This window comes from Methylovorus sp. SPW-M1 (genome assembly GCF_053848825.1).
In genome coordinates this window covers 997,187-1,012,855 of sequence record NZ_CM132626.1, presented here as the reverse complement: position 1 = coordinate 1,012,855, position 15,669 = coordinate 997,187, and the positions used below count along the sequence as shown (strand labels likewise).

Annotated in this window: 13 protein-coding genes; 5 read left to right on the top strand and 8 right to left on the bottom strand. The window is 57.0% G+C overall.

Annotation, left to right across the window (positions count from 1 at the left end):
- Nucleotides 1-102: 102 nt before the first annotated feature.
- From ACWWD9_RS04745 to ACWWD9_RS04720, 6 genes are all read right to left on the bottom strand, one after another.
- A complete protein-coding gene (locus ACWWD9_RS04745) occupies nucleotides 103-1,833 on the bottom strand; it encodes a carbamoyltransferase family protein (RefSeq protein WP_159355315.1) in 1,731 nt (576 codons plus the stop codon).
- 10 nt (nucleotides 1,834-1,843) lie between these two features.
- A complete protein-coding gene (locus tag ACWWD9_RS04740; RefSeq protein WP_455867886.1) occupies nucleotides 1,844-3,310 on the bottom strand; it encodes a lipopolysaccharide kinase InaA family protein in 1,467 nt (488 codons plus the stop codon).
- Nucleotides 3,311-3,343: 33 nt separating this feature from the next.
- Entirely contained in the window at nucleotides 3,344-4,150 is an 807-nt protein-coding gene (locus tag ACWWD9_RS04735; protein WP_455867885.1) for a glycosyltransferase, read from the bottom strand.
- Nucleotides 4,151-4,258: 108 nt separating this feature from the next.
- A complete protein-coding gene (locus ACWWD9_RS04730) occupies nucleotides 4,259-5,044 on the bottom strand; it encodes a lipopolysaccharide kinase InaA family protein (protein WP_455867884.1) in 786 nt (261 codons plus the stop codon).
- Nucleotides 5,045-5,069: 25 nt separating this feature from the next.
- Entirely contained in the window at nucleotides 5,070-5,900 is an 831-nt protein-coding gene (rfaP, locus tag ACWWD9_RS04725) for a lipopolysaccharide core heptose(I) kinase RfaP (RefSeq protein WP_455867883.1), read from the bottom strand.
- Nucleotides 5,897-7,039 carry a glycosyltransferase family 4 protein gene (locus ACWWD9_RS04720; protein ID WP_455867882.1) on the bottom strand — a complete coding sequence of 381 codons (1,143 nt, stop codon included), beginning with the start codon at nucleotides 7,037-7,039 and terminating at the stop codon, nucleotides 5,897-5,899. Before ACWWD9_RS04720 ends, rfaP begins: the two co-directional genes overlap by 4 nt.
- Nucleotides 7,040-7,169: 130 nt before the next feature.
- On the opposite strand from ACWWD9_RS04720, the gene waaC reads away from it, so the two are divergent.
- The 4 genes from waaC to dnaJ all read left to right on the top strand — a co-directional run bounded on the left by waaC (nucleotide 7,170) and on the right by dnaJ (nucleotide 12,144).
- Entirely contained in the window at nucleotides 7,170-8,144 is a 975-nt protein-coding gene (gene waaC / locus ACWWD9_RS04715; protein WP_455868136.1) for a lipopolysaccharide heptosyltransferase I, read from the top strand.
- A 96-nt stretch (nucleotides 8,145-8,240) separates the two neighbouring features.
- Nucleotides 8,241-8,765 carry a nucleotide exchange factor GrpE gene (grpE, locus tag ACWWD9_RS04710; protein WP_013442694.1) on the top strand — a complete coding sequence of 175 codons (525 nt, stop codon included), beginning with the start codon at nucleotides 8,241-8,243 and terminating at the stop codon, nucleotides 8,763-8,765.
- Between the two features lie 193 nt (nucleotides 8,766-8,958).
- Nucleotides 8,959-10,884 carry a molecular chaperone DnaK gene (dnaK, locus tag ACWWD9_RS04705; RefSeq protein WP_013442695.1) on the top strand — a complete coding sequence of 642 codons (1,926 nt, stop codon included), beginning with the start codon at nucleotides 8,959-8,961 and terminating at the stop codon, nucleotides 10,882-10,884.
- Nucleotides 10,885-11,022: 138 nt separating this feature from the next.
- A complete protein-coding gene (gene dnaJ, locus ACWWD9_RS04700; RefSeq protein ID WP_013442696.1) occupies nucleotides 11,023-12,144 on the top strand; it encodes a molecular chaperone DnaJ in 1,122 nt (373 codons plus the stop codon).
- A gap of 130 nt (nucleotides 12,145-12,274) precedes the next feature.
- Here dnaJ and ACWWD9_RS04695 read toward each other — a convergent pair whose 3' ends face one another.
- The gene (locus ACWWD9_RS04695) at nucleotides 12,275-13,297 is read right to left on the bottom strand and encodes a glycosyltransferase family 9 protein (protein ID WP_455867881.1); all 1,023 of its coding nucleotides are present in this window, start codon (nucleotides 13,295-13,297) and stop codon (nucleotides 12,275-12,277) included.
- A 137-nt stretch (nucleotides 13,298-13,434) separates the two neighbouring features.
- On the opposite strand from ACWWD9_RS04695, the gene ACWWD9_RS04690 reads away from it, so the two are divergent.
- A complete protein-coding gene (locus ACWWD9_RS04690) occupies nucleotides 13,435-14,703 on the top strand; it encodes an O-antigen ligase family protein (protein ID WP_455867880.1) in 1,269 nt (422 codons plus the stop codon).
- A gap of 33 nt (nucleotides 14,704-14,736) precedes the next feature.
- On the opposite strand, the gene ACWWD9_RS04685 is transcribed toward ACWWD9_RS04690, so the two are convergent.
- The gene (locus ACWWD9_RS04685; RefSeq protein ID WP_455867879.1) at nucleotides 14,737-15,651 is read right to left on the bottom strand and encodes a glycosyltransferase family 9 protein; all 915 of its coding nucleotides are present in this window, start codon (nucleotides 15,649-15,651) and stop codon (nucleotides 14,737-14,739) included.
- Nucleotides 15,652-15,669: the final 18 nt, after the last annotated feature.

The following is a 15,669-nucleotide window of genomic DNA, read 5'->3' as shown; positions in this document are numbered from 1 at the left end:
ATCAGCCTTGGATTATCCTCAAAGCGCATGCCCCCGTCAAATGAAAGGGCATGCAAAACCCGCCATAAATCAAGGGATAATCGCACAGGACATGAAGAAAAATCAGGGAGTTGCTGTTTCCTTGACGACAAGTACATCTTCCATGATCAGGTACTGCAGATCACAGCCGTAAAACATGTTCAGGGCATCGGCGGGACTGCAGATCATGGGCTCGCCACGGCGATTAAGCGATGTATTCAACACCACAGGCACGCCGCGCAAGCGCTCCAGTTCCTCGATCAGGGCGTAATACCGCGGATTGGTTTCCCGCGTCACCACCTGGGCACGTGCGGTGCCATCCTCATGCACCACCTCGGGTATACGCGGCTTCCAGTGATCCGCCACGTCAAAGGTGAAGGTCATGTAAGGCGCGGGATGCTCGGTCTGCAACAGATCCACTGCCACACGATCCAGCATGCTGGGGCAAAATGGACGCCAGCGCTCACGGTATTTGATCTGGGCATTAATGCGGTCTGCCACGCCAGGATGGCTGGGGTCACCGAGGATACTGCGGCAACCCAGCGCACGCGGACCAAATTCCATGCGGCCCTGGAACCATGCCAGCGGATTACCCGCGGCGAGAAGTTCGGCGCCCTTTTGAGCGGCATTTTCAATACGGTAAAACGTAGGTTTGGCCGGATGCACTTCGCAAGCGGCAATACATTCTTCGGTGGTAAAGGATGGGCCAAGGTAAGCATGCTGCATGGCCTGCACCGGCTCACCGCGCTCGGCTGCCACAAAACTGGCCGCGCCCAGCGCCGTACCGGCATCGCCAGAAGCGGGTTGCACAAACAGCTCTTTAACGCCCGGCATGGCGATGATGCGCTGATTCAGCTTGACGTTGAGCGCCACGCCACCCGCCATACATATACGGCCGGTTTCGCGAATGATGTCACCCACATAGTGATCAATCATCTTCAGCGCAATGTCTTCCAGCAAAGCCTGCACAGAAGCAGCGTAGTGAATGTAAGGATCATCGATCTCATCACCTTCGCGCTTGGGGCCCAGCCACTCCACCAGTTCGGGCGTAAAGTAATAGCCCTTGCCTTTTTCCTTGTAGCGACGCAAACCCACCACATTCACCAGCTTGGTGTTGACCTTGAGATCGTCGCCATCAAACTCGACCAATCTTGAAAGATCGTATTTGGTGGGATCGCCATACGGCGCCATGCCCATGACCTTGAATTCGCCATCCAGCATCTCAAAGCCCAGGTATTCGGTAATCGCGCCATACATGCCGCCCAGCGAATCCGGATCGTAGAATTCCTTGATCTTGTGGATCTTGCCGTTTTCACCGTAGCCAAAGAAGGTGGTCGCGTATTCGCCCTTGCCATCAATGCCGACAATCGCCGTTTTTTCCTTGAAACCACTCAGGTGATAGGCACTGCTGGCGTGTGCCAGATGGTGCTCCACCGGCACAAACTCGGCTTTATTGATGCCGAGATCGCGCATCAGCTGCATGGCCTTGTCGCGGTTACGGCGGTAGCGGCGATTGCCGTTGAACAGCGCATCCAGCGCACGATCAGGCGCATACCAGTGGCGCTTGGCGTAATGCCAGCGCGCTGCCGAGCTAAGCGGAATCTCGCCGTAGGGAAAGGCCACCACATCGACCTGATCAGGCCGGACACCCGCCTCTTTCAGACAGTAGCGCGCGGCTTCCAGCGGCAATTTGTTCTTGGCGTGCTTGTCGCGTATGAAACGTTCTTCTTCGGCAGCGGCAATGATCTTGCCGTCCACCATAATGGCCGCTGAAGAGTCGTGCCCGAGAGCACCGGATAATCCTAAAATAATCATGTTGGTTCGCTTAGTTGATGGAGATGCCAGCTTTTTTCAGAAAAGCGGCGTCACAATAAATGTCGGCAAAGGCATGCGCCAGCATCCGGTAAACCCGGGATTGCGGCGGCCAGTTTCGCATAAAGCGGCGTAAATCGCGCGCGTGGTATCGCGCAAATCGGTAGCAGGACGCATGCTCCTGCATACTGTCCAGATCAATCAGGTATGGCGTGGTATTCACCATTTTGATATTGCTTGCCTTGCAATCACCGTGCGAGATTTTAAGCAATTTCAGCTGATAAAACATCCGGGCAATATGACGGCATGCCTGCAGATAGTCTTCATCACTCAGATTCGGCTGCTCAAAATACCCACTGACATCCGGCGCATCCAGATACTCTGCCAGCAGATAAGCCCGGCGGCGAAATGGCCCCCAGCGCTCTTCCAGCAAGGCTAGCGGCTTCGGCGTGCCTATGCCATACCGTTGCAAGCGAAAGCCATTGCGCCAGGATACCGCTGCGCGACTCTGGCGCCAGGCACGGCCAATGCCATGCCAGAAATTCTTGATATTGTACCTTTTAATCACCACCGGCACGTTATCAAGATCATGCCTGACTACAGTGCTGGTGTTACCCCGCTTCAGGGCTTCTGCACTTGCCACCTGGCTGATCCAGCCGTCCAGTTCGACAGGCGATGGCACGGCCAGCAGGCTCATCGGCGGTTGTCTGTTGAGCGCAGTAAACAGCGCGGAGGTCTTGTGCACGATGACGTCAGAGCAGGTGCGCAGGACCTTGTTGTCGGCATATTGATAACTGGCATACCAGCGGCAAGCATCGATCAGGCGGCGCAGCAAAGGCGAGACCGATCCCGCGCCCAACTGCCTGACTTCACGGTAGCGCTGCACCAGTGCAGGCAAGTCACGATCCAGCACTTCCGGGTCAAGTTTGGCGAGCAATACCGCCAGATTATGCCAGGCACGCCATGACGAATAAAAACGACCCAATGGGCGAATGCCATCGCCGTCGATCGCATGCACTGTCGTGTTTTCAATCAGGAAATTCTTGGGATACATATCGGTCTGCACCAGCCCAGCTTCATGCTGGGCGGCAACGGCTTCGACCAACTGGCGAGTGATGGCACTGCGTCCCGATGCATCGGCAGCCTGCAGGGCCTGCTCGGCATTTTCGGCCCCCGTCAGTGCCTCATACAGCAAGACCTGCATATCGCCCGCCTGACTGGATGTCTGTGCCAGCAGGGGCGGCGTGGCGAGATGGGCTTCCAGCAGACGCTTTACGCCATTGGCGTCACGCTCGGCGTAATGCGCTGCGCGCTTGCCCATGAAAACCTTGGCCAGTACTTGCTTGCCCTGCCACTCACCAAAGCAGACCAGTCGGCGGCCGGGCAACACCCGCAGATGCTGGCCGATACGCAAGCTGCTGCCATCCGCCAGCATCAGCTCTGTATTAATTGCCAGCGTGACATTCATTGCGATGCTCATGTTGCGCTGGTCTCCATTAAACCATCACCCCCACTACTTGGCCTTCACCCGCGCCATGATGCGCTGGTAGTTTTTTACGCGTTTATGATCCTTGCCCAGGCCATTGACCAGCGACACCGTGCCAGCTTCCACGTGATCCAGATACTCGAACATATGCTGCGGCGGAATGGCGACGAAGCGGTAACCCGCCGCCTTCAATCTGTCCTGCATTTCGTAACCGGGGATGCGCTCCGTCATGGCAAAACTCAATGCCTGCTGGCGAATGATGTCGACGTTCCACAAGGTGCAGAAACTCTTGAGGTAGATTTCATAAAACAGCCGTGGTTCGCGGGTATCCAGACCCAGCGCCACCTTGGCGCGGCGATAGTAATACTTGGTTGCGCGTATAAAGATGCGCCAGGCGGTTTCCAGGCGGGTGCGGCGCACTTGCTCCAGGCAGCCAACCGCGGCCACCCTGTCACCCGTGCGCATATACGCCAGCATCTGCCGCAGAATATCCACGTCATAGATCAGCGTATCGGTGTGCATCAGCAACAGATAAGGCGTTTGCACCCGCTCAAGGATCAGGTCCAGCGCCCGGCCATGTGCCATAAAACCTTTTTCCGGCGCCTCCGCCTTGCGCTCGATCAGATTGATCCAGTCCATGGACTTCAGGTATTCCGTGCTTTCATCGGCAGAATTGTTATCCACCACCCACACTGGCACGGCATTATCCCCCAGGGCTTTTTTCAGCAGGTCAAGACAAAGCGAAGTCACCTCGTGCGTCTTGTAATTGACCAGCGCAATGCTGAAATCAGCCAGACGCCCCTCCCCGGATACGGGTGTATGTTCAGTATTCATTTGAATGCGATACCTTTTTATCCAATCTTCATCAGCGCGTGACGTCTTCCCGACAACCCGCCGCGCTGTTTACCTCTGGTTTATTACTGCTGGGTTATTACTGCTGGTTTATTTTGCTCTGGGCTTGAGCCTGGCGCGCGAGCGCCTGGCGATCAGCTTGCACACTGCCCGCTGCCAGCCACTGAGCGCGCTGGTCGCGTAATACTGCTTGAAAAAATACAGCCGTTGCGAGCGACTCCAGCCGGTAGTACGATAGTTCAGGGTCACCAGATCATGCACGGTACGCAGCACAGGCACGCGATTGAAACGGGATTTTTCCAGATCAATCACCACCACCCGGTAACCTGCGCCCTGCCTGGCAGCAAAAAGATGCTTGGCATACAGCGAGCGATGCTGCACACCGGCCAGATGCATCTGCCGCACCGTATGCGCGGTGGCGGCCAGCAACTGGCGTTTCTCGGCGGGCGGCATACGGTTGAATTCCTCACTGGCCACCAGGGCATCCAGCGGCTGATAGCCATCCAGCGCCACGGTCATCAGTACCGCTCGCACGTCGTTTGCCACATGGCGCTCGCCAAACAGCATGGGTTCCAGCGTGGGCACGCCATGCGCCTGCAGATGTTGCACCATATCAAACTCGCGGTTGAAGGTAGCCTCGCCGCGCAAAGGGTGTTTCCACGATGGCCGCGTATGGTTCTGCTGCCGCTTGAGAAAGGCGCCTGTCGTATCGCCTTGCGCCGATGACAGATTCACCCGCCCTACGCCGCTCAAGCCACCTCGACCATCATTCGGCGCCTCGACCCACGCCACCTCACGCGTCCATGCGGCATCTACGCTGTCGAGCGCATTTTCAGCCAGCAAGGCTCGCCATTGTGGCGCGATAAAATCAGTCATGGTCAACACCCATCATGCTTAAAATTCAGTCATCCAGCTGGGATGGCATTTTGCCATGGAACTTGACGTACAAACGTTGCGCGCGGGCTGTCACTTGCTCAAGAAAAGCGCGCTCCTGCTGCAAGGTCTGGCACAGCGGCTGGGCGCGATAAGCGCGCAAGAAGCGCAATATATCGCGGCGAGTCAGGCCGATATTCATCGCGGAAAAATACAGGGCGGCAATATCTTTCATGCGGGCTACAGGCTGGATGCGTGCGCGTATGCCCACGCGATGCAGATCAATCAGGTAAAGATATATCTCGTTATGCTGCTGCCAGCGGGGCTGGTCCAGGCAAAAATGGCAGATATAAAAATCGCGATGGTTCATGCCATTGTCGTGCAACAGCCTGGCCAACCGGGCGACTTCCAGAATCAGCCTGCGCTTGAATGCAGGGTCTGGCGGCGTTTCGCTCCAGGGGGCACACAAGGTTTCCAGAGAAATAATATCGCCCAGATCGCGCGTCACCACGAATGACTGGCGACTGGCAGGATTCAGGCCGCGCCAGCCATAGGCCACGCCTGGCGTGGTGGGGATACCCACCTCCCCCAGTTTCTGGATGGCCTGCCATTCGGTAGCGGCGCTGATAATGGGCCAGCGCAGGCTGAACAGATTTTTGAAAATCTCGCCCCAGCCCACACCAAAATGCTGCTTGATGAAATACGGTTTGCCATCCAGCTCGCAGCGTATGGTTTTGCGGCCCGGCACATCGCGGAATACTTGCCCCTGCAAGCGCATGATGGCATCGAATACGGGATTACCGAGCTTTGAGCGCAGCCAGTCTGGCACGTCCAGCACCTGGGTTTTCAGCCAGCTCATGCGGTGTGCTTCCGTTTCTTGCTGGCGAGCGCCAGCAAGATATTGGCCTCCGCACGGCCATCGTTGGCTTGCATGAGCTTGCTGGCATAGGCAATGCCATTCTGGCGCCAGCGCTCGGTCTCCGGTGAAACCAGCATTTGGGCAAACAAGGTATTGAAGGCCTGCTGGTCAAACGGCGCGGCGGCCACCATGCCAGCATCGGCATCCAGCACATGGTGGGCGTAACCGCAGGTTTCGGTCACCAAGGCTGGCAAGCCGGCCGCCAGCGCTTCCAGAATTACCAGCCCGGTATTTTCCCGATACGCGGGGTGCACATAAAGATCAGCGCCCTGCATCAGCCACGGAATATCGGCGCGGCCTTTGGCAATCACCAGCTGGTCTGCGACGCCCAGCTTTTGCGCCATGCGCATGAAAGGGCCTGGCTTATCCTGCCCGATCGCCACCAGCCGCGTTTGCAGGCGTTGCGCCTCCGGTAGTGCCGCCAGGGCCTGGATCGCCCGGTCCAGCCCTTTCATGTGGAAGCCGGAACCGACCAGCAACGCGATACGATGCTGCGGGTTGAGTTGGAAGGCCTGGCAGAGATGCGCCCGCATCTCGGACCTATCCTTTAATGCCAGCCGCTCGGCCGACAGGAAAGGCGGAATATAGTGCATGCGCTCGGGCTGGGTGCCATACCATTTTGCAAATAGCGGCATTTCGGTCTTGGCCACCATCAGTATCTGGCAATCGGAAGCGCGGTCAAATACCGCGCGCTCGGCGGCGGCAAACCAGCGGTAACGCGGCGTAAACCGATAAAGCCAGCTGCGCTGCTGGCGGCTGCGTTCAACAAAACAGGGGTCGGCGGCAAAATGCACATCCAGCCCCGGCATACGGTTATAGCCGACCACGCAATCAATATCGCCCTGCTCTTTCAGGCGCGCATGCACGATATCAATGAAGCGCTGATAGCGCTGAAAATTGAACCACGCCTGCACCGGGATCACATGCACGTGTATGCCCTGGGGGATATCGCCCTCCCACGACAGCGTATAGATATCGACCTGATGCCCCTGGCTCGCGAGATGGCTGGCCGTGCGCAACATATCGCGCTGCATGCCGCCAAATGGGAAATATTTAAATACGATAAAAGCGAATTTCACGAAGGGGTACCCGTTATCCTTGATTCATCTGCGACAGGGCTGCCGGGCTTCATGCCCCGGCCTTTCCGGCCATGTCATGATCATGACGGCGGCATGCGCCAATACGCGATTGTATGCGAAAATGGCATTTATGCCGCGTATCCTGATCGTCAAAACATCGTCCATGGGCGATGTCATTCATAATCTTCCCGTCATTTCCGACATTCACGCCCATGTGCCCAATGCGGTGATTGATTGGGTGGTGGAAGAGAGTTTTCAAGACATTCCCGCCATGCATCCCGGGGTGACCCGCATTATTCCGGTCGCGGTGCGCCGCTGGCGCAAACACCTGCAGCGCAATGAGACATGGGAAGAAATCGGCGATGTGCGCCGCCTGCTGAAAAAAGATCGCTACGATTACATCATTGATACGCAAGGCCTGCTGAAAAGCGCCGTCATTTCGCACCTCGCCGAGGGAGAACGCCACGGTTACAACCGCTGCTCTGCGCGCGAACGGCTCGCCTCTTTTCTGTACAAGCATACCCATGGCGTTGATCGCCGCCTGCATGCCGTCATCCGCAACCGCGCGCTGGCCGCAGAAGCACTGGGCTACCCGCCACCGATTACCGCACCGGATTACGGCATTGCCAATGGCATGCAGCCAAGCCCGGCATTTACTGGCGGCCAATCTTATGTCGTAGGCCTGCATGCCACCAGCCGCGATAGCAAATTATGGCCGGAGCCCAACTGGATCGCTCTGGGCCAGGCCCTTGCCAGCCAGCACATGATGCTGGTGCTGCCCTGGGGCAATGCCACCGAAGAGATGCGGGCAAAACGCATTGCCGCGCAAGTACCCGGCAGCCTGGTGCTGCCCAGGCTTTCCCTTTCCGCGCTGGCGCCCATTCTGCTTGGCGCTCGCGCCGCCATTGGCGTGGATACCGGCCTGGCCCATCTTACGGTCGCCCTGAATATTCCCACCATTGCCATCTACACCGATACCGACCCGACCAAAACCGGGCTTTACCCTGGGGCCAAAGCCCGCGCGGAAAATCTCGGCGGCCGCGGTGCCGAGACCCCCGTCAGCGTGGTGCTTATGACATTACAATCCATGTTGCCCACCGAATAAAAAAACGGCGCGCAAAAAAATCATGACGCGCGCTTGAAATATCCAAAGCCACCCCAATTTGCCTGCGTATGGCAGTTATTTAACAAAGGGAATTCCATGCAAGAAGAAAATCAACATCCTGAACAGGACGAAATTTCAGAAGCCCAGGACGCGGGTGCAGCAGGCTCGCTGGATGCGCGGATTGCCGAGCTTGAGGCGCAACTGGCAGAGCAGCAGGCCAATGTGCTGTATGTGAAAGCTGAAGGCGAAAACATTCGCCGTCGTGCAGCTGAAGATATCGACAAGGCACGCAAGTTTGCCCTGGAAAAATTCTCCAGCGAGCTGCTGGCCGTCAAAGACAGTCTGGATGCTGCCCTGGTCGTGGAAAATGCCACCGTGGAAAGCTACAAGAGCGGCGTGGAACTCACCGCCAAGCAATTGCTGAGCGTGTTCGAGAAATTCCACATCACCGAAATCAATCCGCTGGGCGAGAAGTTTGACCCGAACAAGCATCAGGCGATCAGCATGCTGGAATCCGATCAGGAACCCAACAGCGTGATCAGCGTGCTGCAAAAGGGTTATGCCCTGAATGAGCGCGTTTTACGTCCGGCACTGGTGACCGTTGCCAAGGCAAAAAGCTGAAAACAGCGCTAAAAACGGAGAATTTGCGCATAAATCGCAAAAATCTCCATGGGAAATCTTGAATTCCCGATAAATACCCTTACTTATGAAACAGGCATTACCGCAGTAGCAGACATCAGGACAATACCGACACCTCGCGTATTGCCAGCACTGCCAGCAGCGGTTACTCAAGGATTAAAAAAGGAAAACATCTATGGCTAAAATTATTGGTATTGACTTGGGCACCACCAACTCCTGCGTTGCAGTGATGGAAGGTGGCAAGCCACGTGTGATTGAAAATGCAGAAGGTACCCGTACCACTCCGTCCATCGTCGCCTATCAGGACGATGGCGAAATTCTGGCTGGTGCTCCTGCCAAACGTCAGGCCGTCACCAACCCCAAGAACACCCTGTATGCGGTAAAGCGTCTGATCGGCCGTCGTTTTGAAGAAAAAGAAGTTCAGAAAGACATCGGCCTGATGCCTTACACCATCACCAAGGCAGACAACGGCGATGCATGGGTGGAAGTGCGCGGTCAGAAAATGGCCCCTCCACAAATTTCCGCTGAAGTGCTGCGCAAGATGAAGAAGACCGCCGAGGATTACCTGGGCGAAGAAGTGACCGAAGCCGTAATTACCGTTCCGGCTTACTTTAACGACAGCCAGCGTCAGGCAACCAAGGATGCAGGCCGTATTGCCGGTCTGGAAGTAAAACGCATCATCAACGAGCCAACCGCTGCTGCGCTGGCCTTCGGCCTGGACAAGCAGGAAGGTGATCGCAAGATCGCCGTTTACGACCTGGGTGGCGGTACCTTCGATATCTCCATCATTGAAATTGCCGAAATCGATGGCGAACACCAGTTTGAAGTGCTGTCCACCAACGGTGACACCTTCCTCGGTGGCGAAGACTTTGACAATCGCCTGATCGACTTCCTGGCTGATGAATTCAAGAAGGAAAACGGCCTGGATCTGCGTAATGACCTGCTGGCCAAGCAACGTCTGAAAGAAGCCGCAGAAAAAGCCAAGATCGAGCTGTCTTCCGCACAGCAAACCGAAGTTAATCTGCCTTACATCACGGCAGATGCCACTGGTCCCAAGCACTTGGTGGTGAAGATCACCCGCACCAAGTTTGAAAGCCTGGTGGAAGACCTGATCGAACGCTCGATCAAGCCTTGCGAAGTCGCGCTGAAGGATGCTGGCGTCAAGCTGTCCGACATTCAGGACGTGATCCTGGTCGGTGGTCAGACCCGTATGCCCAAGGTACAGGAAAAGGTAAAGGAATTCTTCGGCAAGGAGCCACGCAAGGACGTGAACCCGGACGAAGCCGTAGCCGTAGGTGCTGCGATTCAGGGTGGCGTGCTGCAAGGCGACGTGAAAGACGTGCTGCTGCTGGACGTAACGCCATTGTCACTGGGGATTGAAACCCTGGGCGGCGTGATGACCAAGCTGATCAAGAAGAACACCACGATCCCGACCAAGGCATCGCAAGTGTTCTCTACCGCTGAAGACAACCAGAACGCCGTGACCATTCAGGTGTTGCAGGGTGAGCGCGAAATGGCCGCCGGCAACAAGAGCCTGGGCCAGTTCAACCTGTCCGACATTCCACCTGCACCTCGTGGCATGCCACAGATTGAAGTGACCTTTGATATCGACGCCAACGGTATTCTGCACGTGTCTGCCAAAGACAAGGCCACCGGCAAGGAAAACAAGATCACCATCAAGGCAAACTCCGGTTTGTCCGAAGAGGAGATCAAGCGCATGGAAGAAGATGCGGCTGCCTACGCCGATGAAGACCGCAAGCTGCGTGAACTGGTCGATGCCCGTAACAGCGCCGACGGCATGGTGCACAGCGTGAAGAAGTCGCTGAGCGAACATGGCGACAAGCTGGATGCTGGCGAGAAGGAAAAAATCGAAGCCGCGATCAAGGATGTGGAAGATGCGATCAAGGGCGACGACAAGGAAACCATCGAAGCCAAGACCAACGCCCTGATGGAAGCCTCACAAAAGCTGGGCGAGAAAGTCTACGCTGAGCAGCAAGGCCAGGCCGGCGGCGCCGAAGAAGCGCAGCCACAAGGCGAAAAAACGGTAGATGCCGATGTGGTGGATGCCGAGTTTGAAGAAGTGAAAGACGACAAGAAGTAATAGTTAAGTACCTTTGCCAGAGGGGAAGTCCAAACCGGGATTTGATCAAACATCAGCTCCCAGCAAGGGCTTCCCTTCAGCATGCTGGTCTACGGCGTCCTTCCGACGCAGTATTGATAATCAGACGATTGAATTGATATGGCAAAAAAAGATTACTACGAAGTTCTGGGTGTCAATCGCGACGCCAGCGATGAGGAAATCAAAAAGTCCTATCGCAAGCTGGCGATGAAATACCACCCGGATCGCAACCCGGATAATCCCAAGGCGGAAGAAAGCTTCAAGGAAGCCAAAGAGGCTTATGAAGTACTGTCCGACGAGCAGAAGCGTGCGGCTTACGACCAGTACGGCCATGCCGGTGTCGATCCCAGTGCAGGCCCGGGCCCCGGTGGTCAGGGCTTTGGCAACTTTGCCGATGCCTTTGGTGACATCTTTGGCGACATCTTCGGCGGTGGCGGCGGCAATCGTCGCTCCAACGTGTATCGCGGGGCTGACCTGCGCTACAACATGGAAATCTCGCTGGAAGACGCTGCGCGCGGCACCGAAACCAAGATCCGCATTCCGGTTATGTCCGAATGCGAGACCTGCCATGGTTCCGGCGCCCGTCCTGGCACCCAGCCCGTAACATGTACCACCTGCGGCGGTCATGGCCAGGTGCGCATGCAGCAAGGCTTTTTCTCGGTACAGCAGACCTGCCCCAAGTGCCATGGCAGCGGCAAGATGGTGAAAGAGCCATGCCCAAGCTGCCACGGCGCTGGCCGCGTCAAGAAACACAAGACCCTGTCGGTCAAGATTCCGGCCGGGGTAGATGAAGGCGATCGCATCCGCCTGTCAGGCGAAGGCGAAGCCGGTGTCAATGGCGGCCCGCCTGGTGATCTGTATGTCGTGGTGCATTTGAAGCAACACGATATTTTCCAGCGCGATGGCGGCAATCTGCATTGCGAAATGCCGATCAGCTTCACCACGGCAGCGCTCGGTGGGGAAATCGAAATCCCCACGCTGGATGGGCACGCCAAGATGAAGATTCCACCCGAAACGCAAACCGGCGCCACCTTCCGCCTGCGCGGCAAGGGCATCAAGCCATTGCGCAGCAATGATCCAGGTGATCTGATGTGCCATGTGGTGGTCGAGACGCCGATCAAGCTGACCGAACGCCAGAAGGAACTGCTGCGCGAGATGGAAGAGATCAACCTGCAAGACTCGGACAAGCACAGCCCACGCGCCAAGGGCTGGATGGACAAGGTCAAGGATTTCTTTCAGTAACGCTTTCAGCAATAAAGCCTGTTAATACCCAAAACCGGAAACTGCAAGTGTGGTTTCCGGTTTTTTTATGCCTGATAAACGTATTTGCCCTGACCTGAGCCGGGCCTGGCCCATCAGCTGATGGCCGCAATCATGGTCGCACCCATGCCCACTTTCGCCGGATATAAGCCGCCACCTCTGCTGGCGTTAGCGATTGCATGGTGCCATCCTGACTCTGCAGCCAGCCGGCGGATGGCCCCCAGGGACGATATCGCGCAGGCAAGCCAGGCCCGAACAGGGTCATGGTCGGCGTGCCCATGGCGCTCGCCATATGCCCCAACCCGGAATCGTTACCCACAAACAGCCCCGCATGCTCCAGCAAGGCGGCAGTTTCAAGCAGATTGCATAGACCGCAGGCATGAATCACCGGCAAGCGACAACCCTCAGAAAACGCCTCGGCACGGCTTGCATCCTGTTGATTGCCCAGTAGCAGCACGCCATCAAAACTATCCGCCAGCATATTCACCAAGGCAATGAAATGCGCGACCGGCCATATCTTGCCCTCGAAATTCGCCCCCAGGCCCAGCGCCAGAATGCGCCGTTCTGTCCAGCCAGCCAGCATCCCTGCAGCAAAGCGCCTATCCCGCGGACTGATCCATATCCGGGTTTCCGGCGTCACCTGGATGCCGAGCGGCTTCAGCGCCGCCGCATGCTTCTCGGCACTATGCAGATCACGCCCTGCCCGACTGGAAAGCTTGCCCAACTTGCGGCGCGCTCGAATGAAATAAAGCATCCAGTCCGATCGCAAATCTATCGCCAGATCATATCGCTGGCGGCGCAGCAACAGCATCAACGCCAGGCGACCACGCCCGCCTGCCTTTTTATCCAGCACAAACAAGCGTCCCAGATAGGGGCAAGCGCTGAAAATCGCCTGCGATCGAGGGTCGCTGACAATATCGATGACCGCGTCCGGATACTGATGATGCAGGGCCTGCAAGCACGGCGTAGTCAACACCGCATCGCCAATGTTGGAAAGACTCACCAGAAGAATCCGCTGTACCGTGAACTGGTCAGCGAGATGCTCTCCCGGCGTCTGAGTCCAAAAGCGAGGCAACCACTGGCTGAACAAGTATTTCATGTGGCGAATCGGGTGCAGGATCAGCGTCTTTTTCATGAATAACAGCATCATTTCAGTCTGTGTCAGTGATGTTTAATTTTGATGACATTTAAGCGGCCTATACTCGCCTTGCCGAATGCGCCTACGGGCGATTCCCCTTGTCATTAACTCTCACTCCATAGGCTAGCTTTGCGATGTCCATATCCCCCACTCTGCTTACCCCCGCTCCCGCCAATGTCCTGACATGGGCAGAGCGCATATTGCCGTGGCTGCTGCCTGTGCTATTGCTCAGCTCGCGCACACTGGCAGATATCAGCGTGGTGATGGTATGCCTGCTGTTTTTATACCGCGCCTATCGACTGCAGGACTGGCAATGGGCGAGCCAGCCCTGGTTCAGGCTGGCACTGGTGTTTGCAGGCTATGTGCTGCTGATCAACGCGCCTCTCAGCATAGCCCCGCAAGCCAGTGTGCTGTATGGGCTGACTTTTCTGCGCTGGCCGCTGTTTGCCGCCGCGCTCGGCTATTGGCTATTGGCAGACCACACCCGTCAGCGCAATTTTCTGTGGGTGTTACTTGCCGCTTGCGCACTGATTGTTGTTGATAGCGCGATGCAATACCTGCTGGGGCATGATGTATTTGGCCGCCCCATGTTCACGGAGAACAGGCTGACGGGGCCTTATAACAGCCCGATTCCTGGCATTACGCTGTTGAGGGTATGGTTTATTGCCATGTTTGCGCCCTTGCTGTTGCTCCCCGCCATGCCCGCCTCGCGGCGGCAGGCATTCATCATGCTCATGCTGGCGATCGGGATGCTCTTCATGTTCATTACCGGCGAGCGCATGGCCTTCATGCTGTTCATCGCAGCCAGTATGGTCACACTGAGCGGTCTTTGGCTGAACAAGCGCTCAGGCAATGCCGAGCCGCGCAGCCATCATTCCCGGCTATGGCTGGCGCTTATCGGCTTTGTGCTATTGCTTGGGCTGGTCATGCTGCTGGCCCCAGCCACGGCGGAAAGAAGCGTTTTCAGTATCTTTGAAAAGCTGGGGCATTTTGCCGATTCTGACTATGGCAAAGTGTTCCGTGCCGCCTATGCTGCCTGGCAAGAGGCGCCTCTGTTCGGCCATGGTTTTCATGCCTATCGGCAGGTGTGCGAACAGATGGGGCTGCTGGCAACGCTGGGCATGACCTGTACCCACGCACACAACCTCTATCTGCAACTGGCTGCCGAAACGGGTGTGACCGGGTTATTGCTTTTCGCATGCATGCTGGGCGCCATCTACTGGGCAGCGCTTGCTCCGCTCATGCGTCACAAGCGCTGGTTGCTGGCCGCCCTGTCTTTTTCTGTACTCAGCGTCTGCTTCTGGCCTTTGATCGGCGGCATCAGCCTTCTGAACAACTGGGTAGCCGCCCTGGCCTGGCTGGGCGTGGGCTGGGTGTTGGCCATGCGGAATACGCGCTGCTGATCTCAGTTAACCCGGCACACGGCGGTATCGCACTCAAGCCAACACGGGCAACTTGGGACGCAGCTTGTCCATGACCTGGCTGACAGGCAAACTTTCCAGGGCATCCACCTGCAGGGTTTCAAAGCGCCCACGTGCAAGCTCGGAGCGCAAAGGTGAAGTGGAGGCGCCAAACAAAGCCAGTCCGGGCCGCCCCAGGCAAGATGCCACATGGCTGGGCCCGCTATCATTCCCCACCACAACGCCGGCCTGCTGCAGCACGCCAGCCAGGCTGAACCAGTCCAGACCTTGCAATACGCTGCAGGCAAAGCCCGCCGCCAGGTCTTTTTCATCCGGACCCAATATGCTGACGCAAGCATGGCCTTCACGCTGCAGCGCGGCCGCCAGCTCGGCATAATGCGGCCAGCGCTTTTCCGGATGCCGTGCCGAAGACCCGGGAAGAAGCGCGACATAAGGCCGGGTAATGCCATGCCGTGTGAGCAAGCTCTCCACATTGGCTGCCATCCAGCTCAAATTCGGCTGCATGGCATGGCTGGCATCAATCCCTGCTTCCTGCAGCAGATACTGCTGGCCGCGCAAACCCGTCACCGGTGCCGGGCCGCGCAAACGCCCTATCCAATGGGCATGACGCAACATACTCCGACGATAAACAGACGTGCGCGTGGAGTTTTGCAGATCGATCACGGTATCCCACCGCACCGCGCGCAAACGCCGATACAAGTCCCATTGCCGGGGCAGATTCCATAGCGGTGCCCGGGTATCCACCAGCACTTCATCAATATGCGGGCAGCGCTGCATCAGCCCGACAAAACCGGGCGTGGTGAGCAGGGCCAGATGCGCATGCGGAAAATGCTGGCGGATATCGTGCAACACACCTTCGGCCTGCATGAGATCGCCGAATGCGCCATGCTTGATGATCAGTATGTGCCCGGATCGGATGGGTCTGGTCATGCCACCCCCGCCATGCCG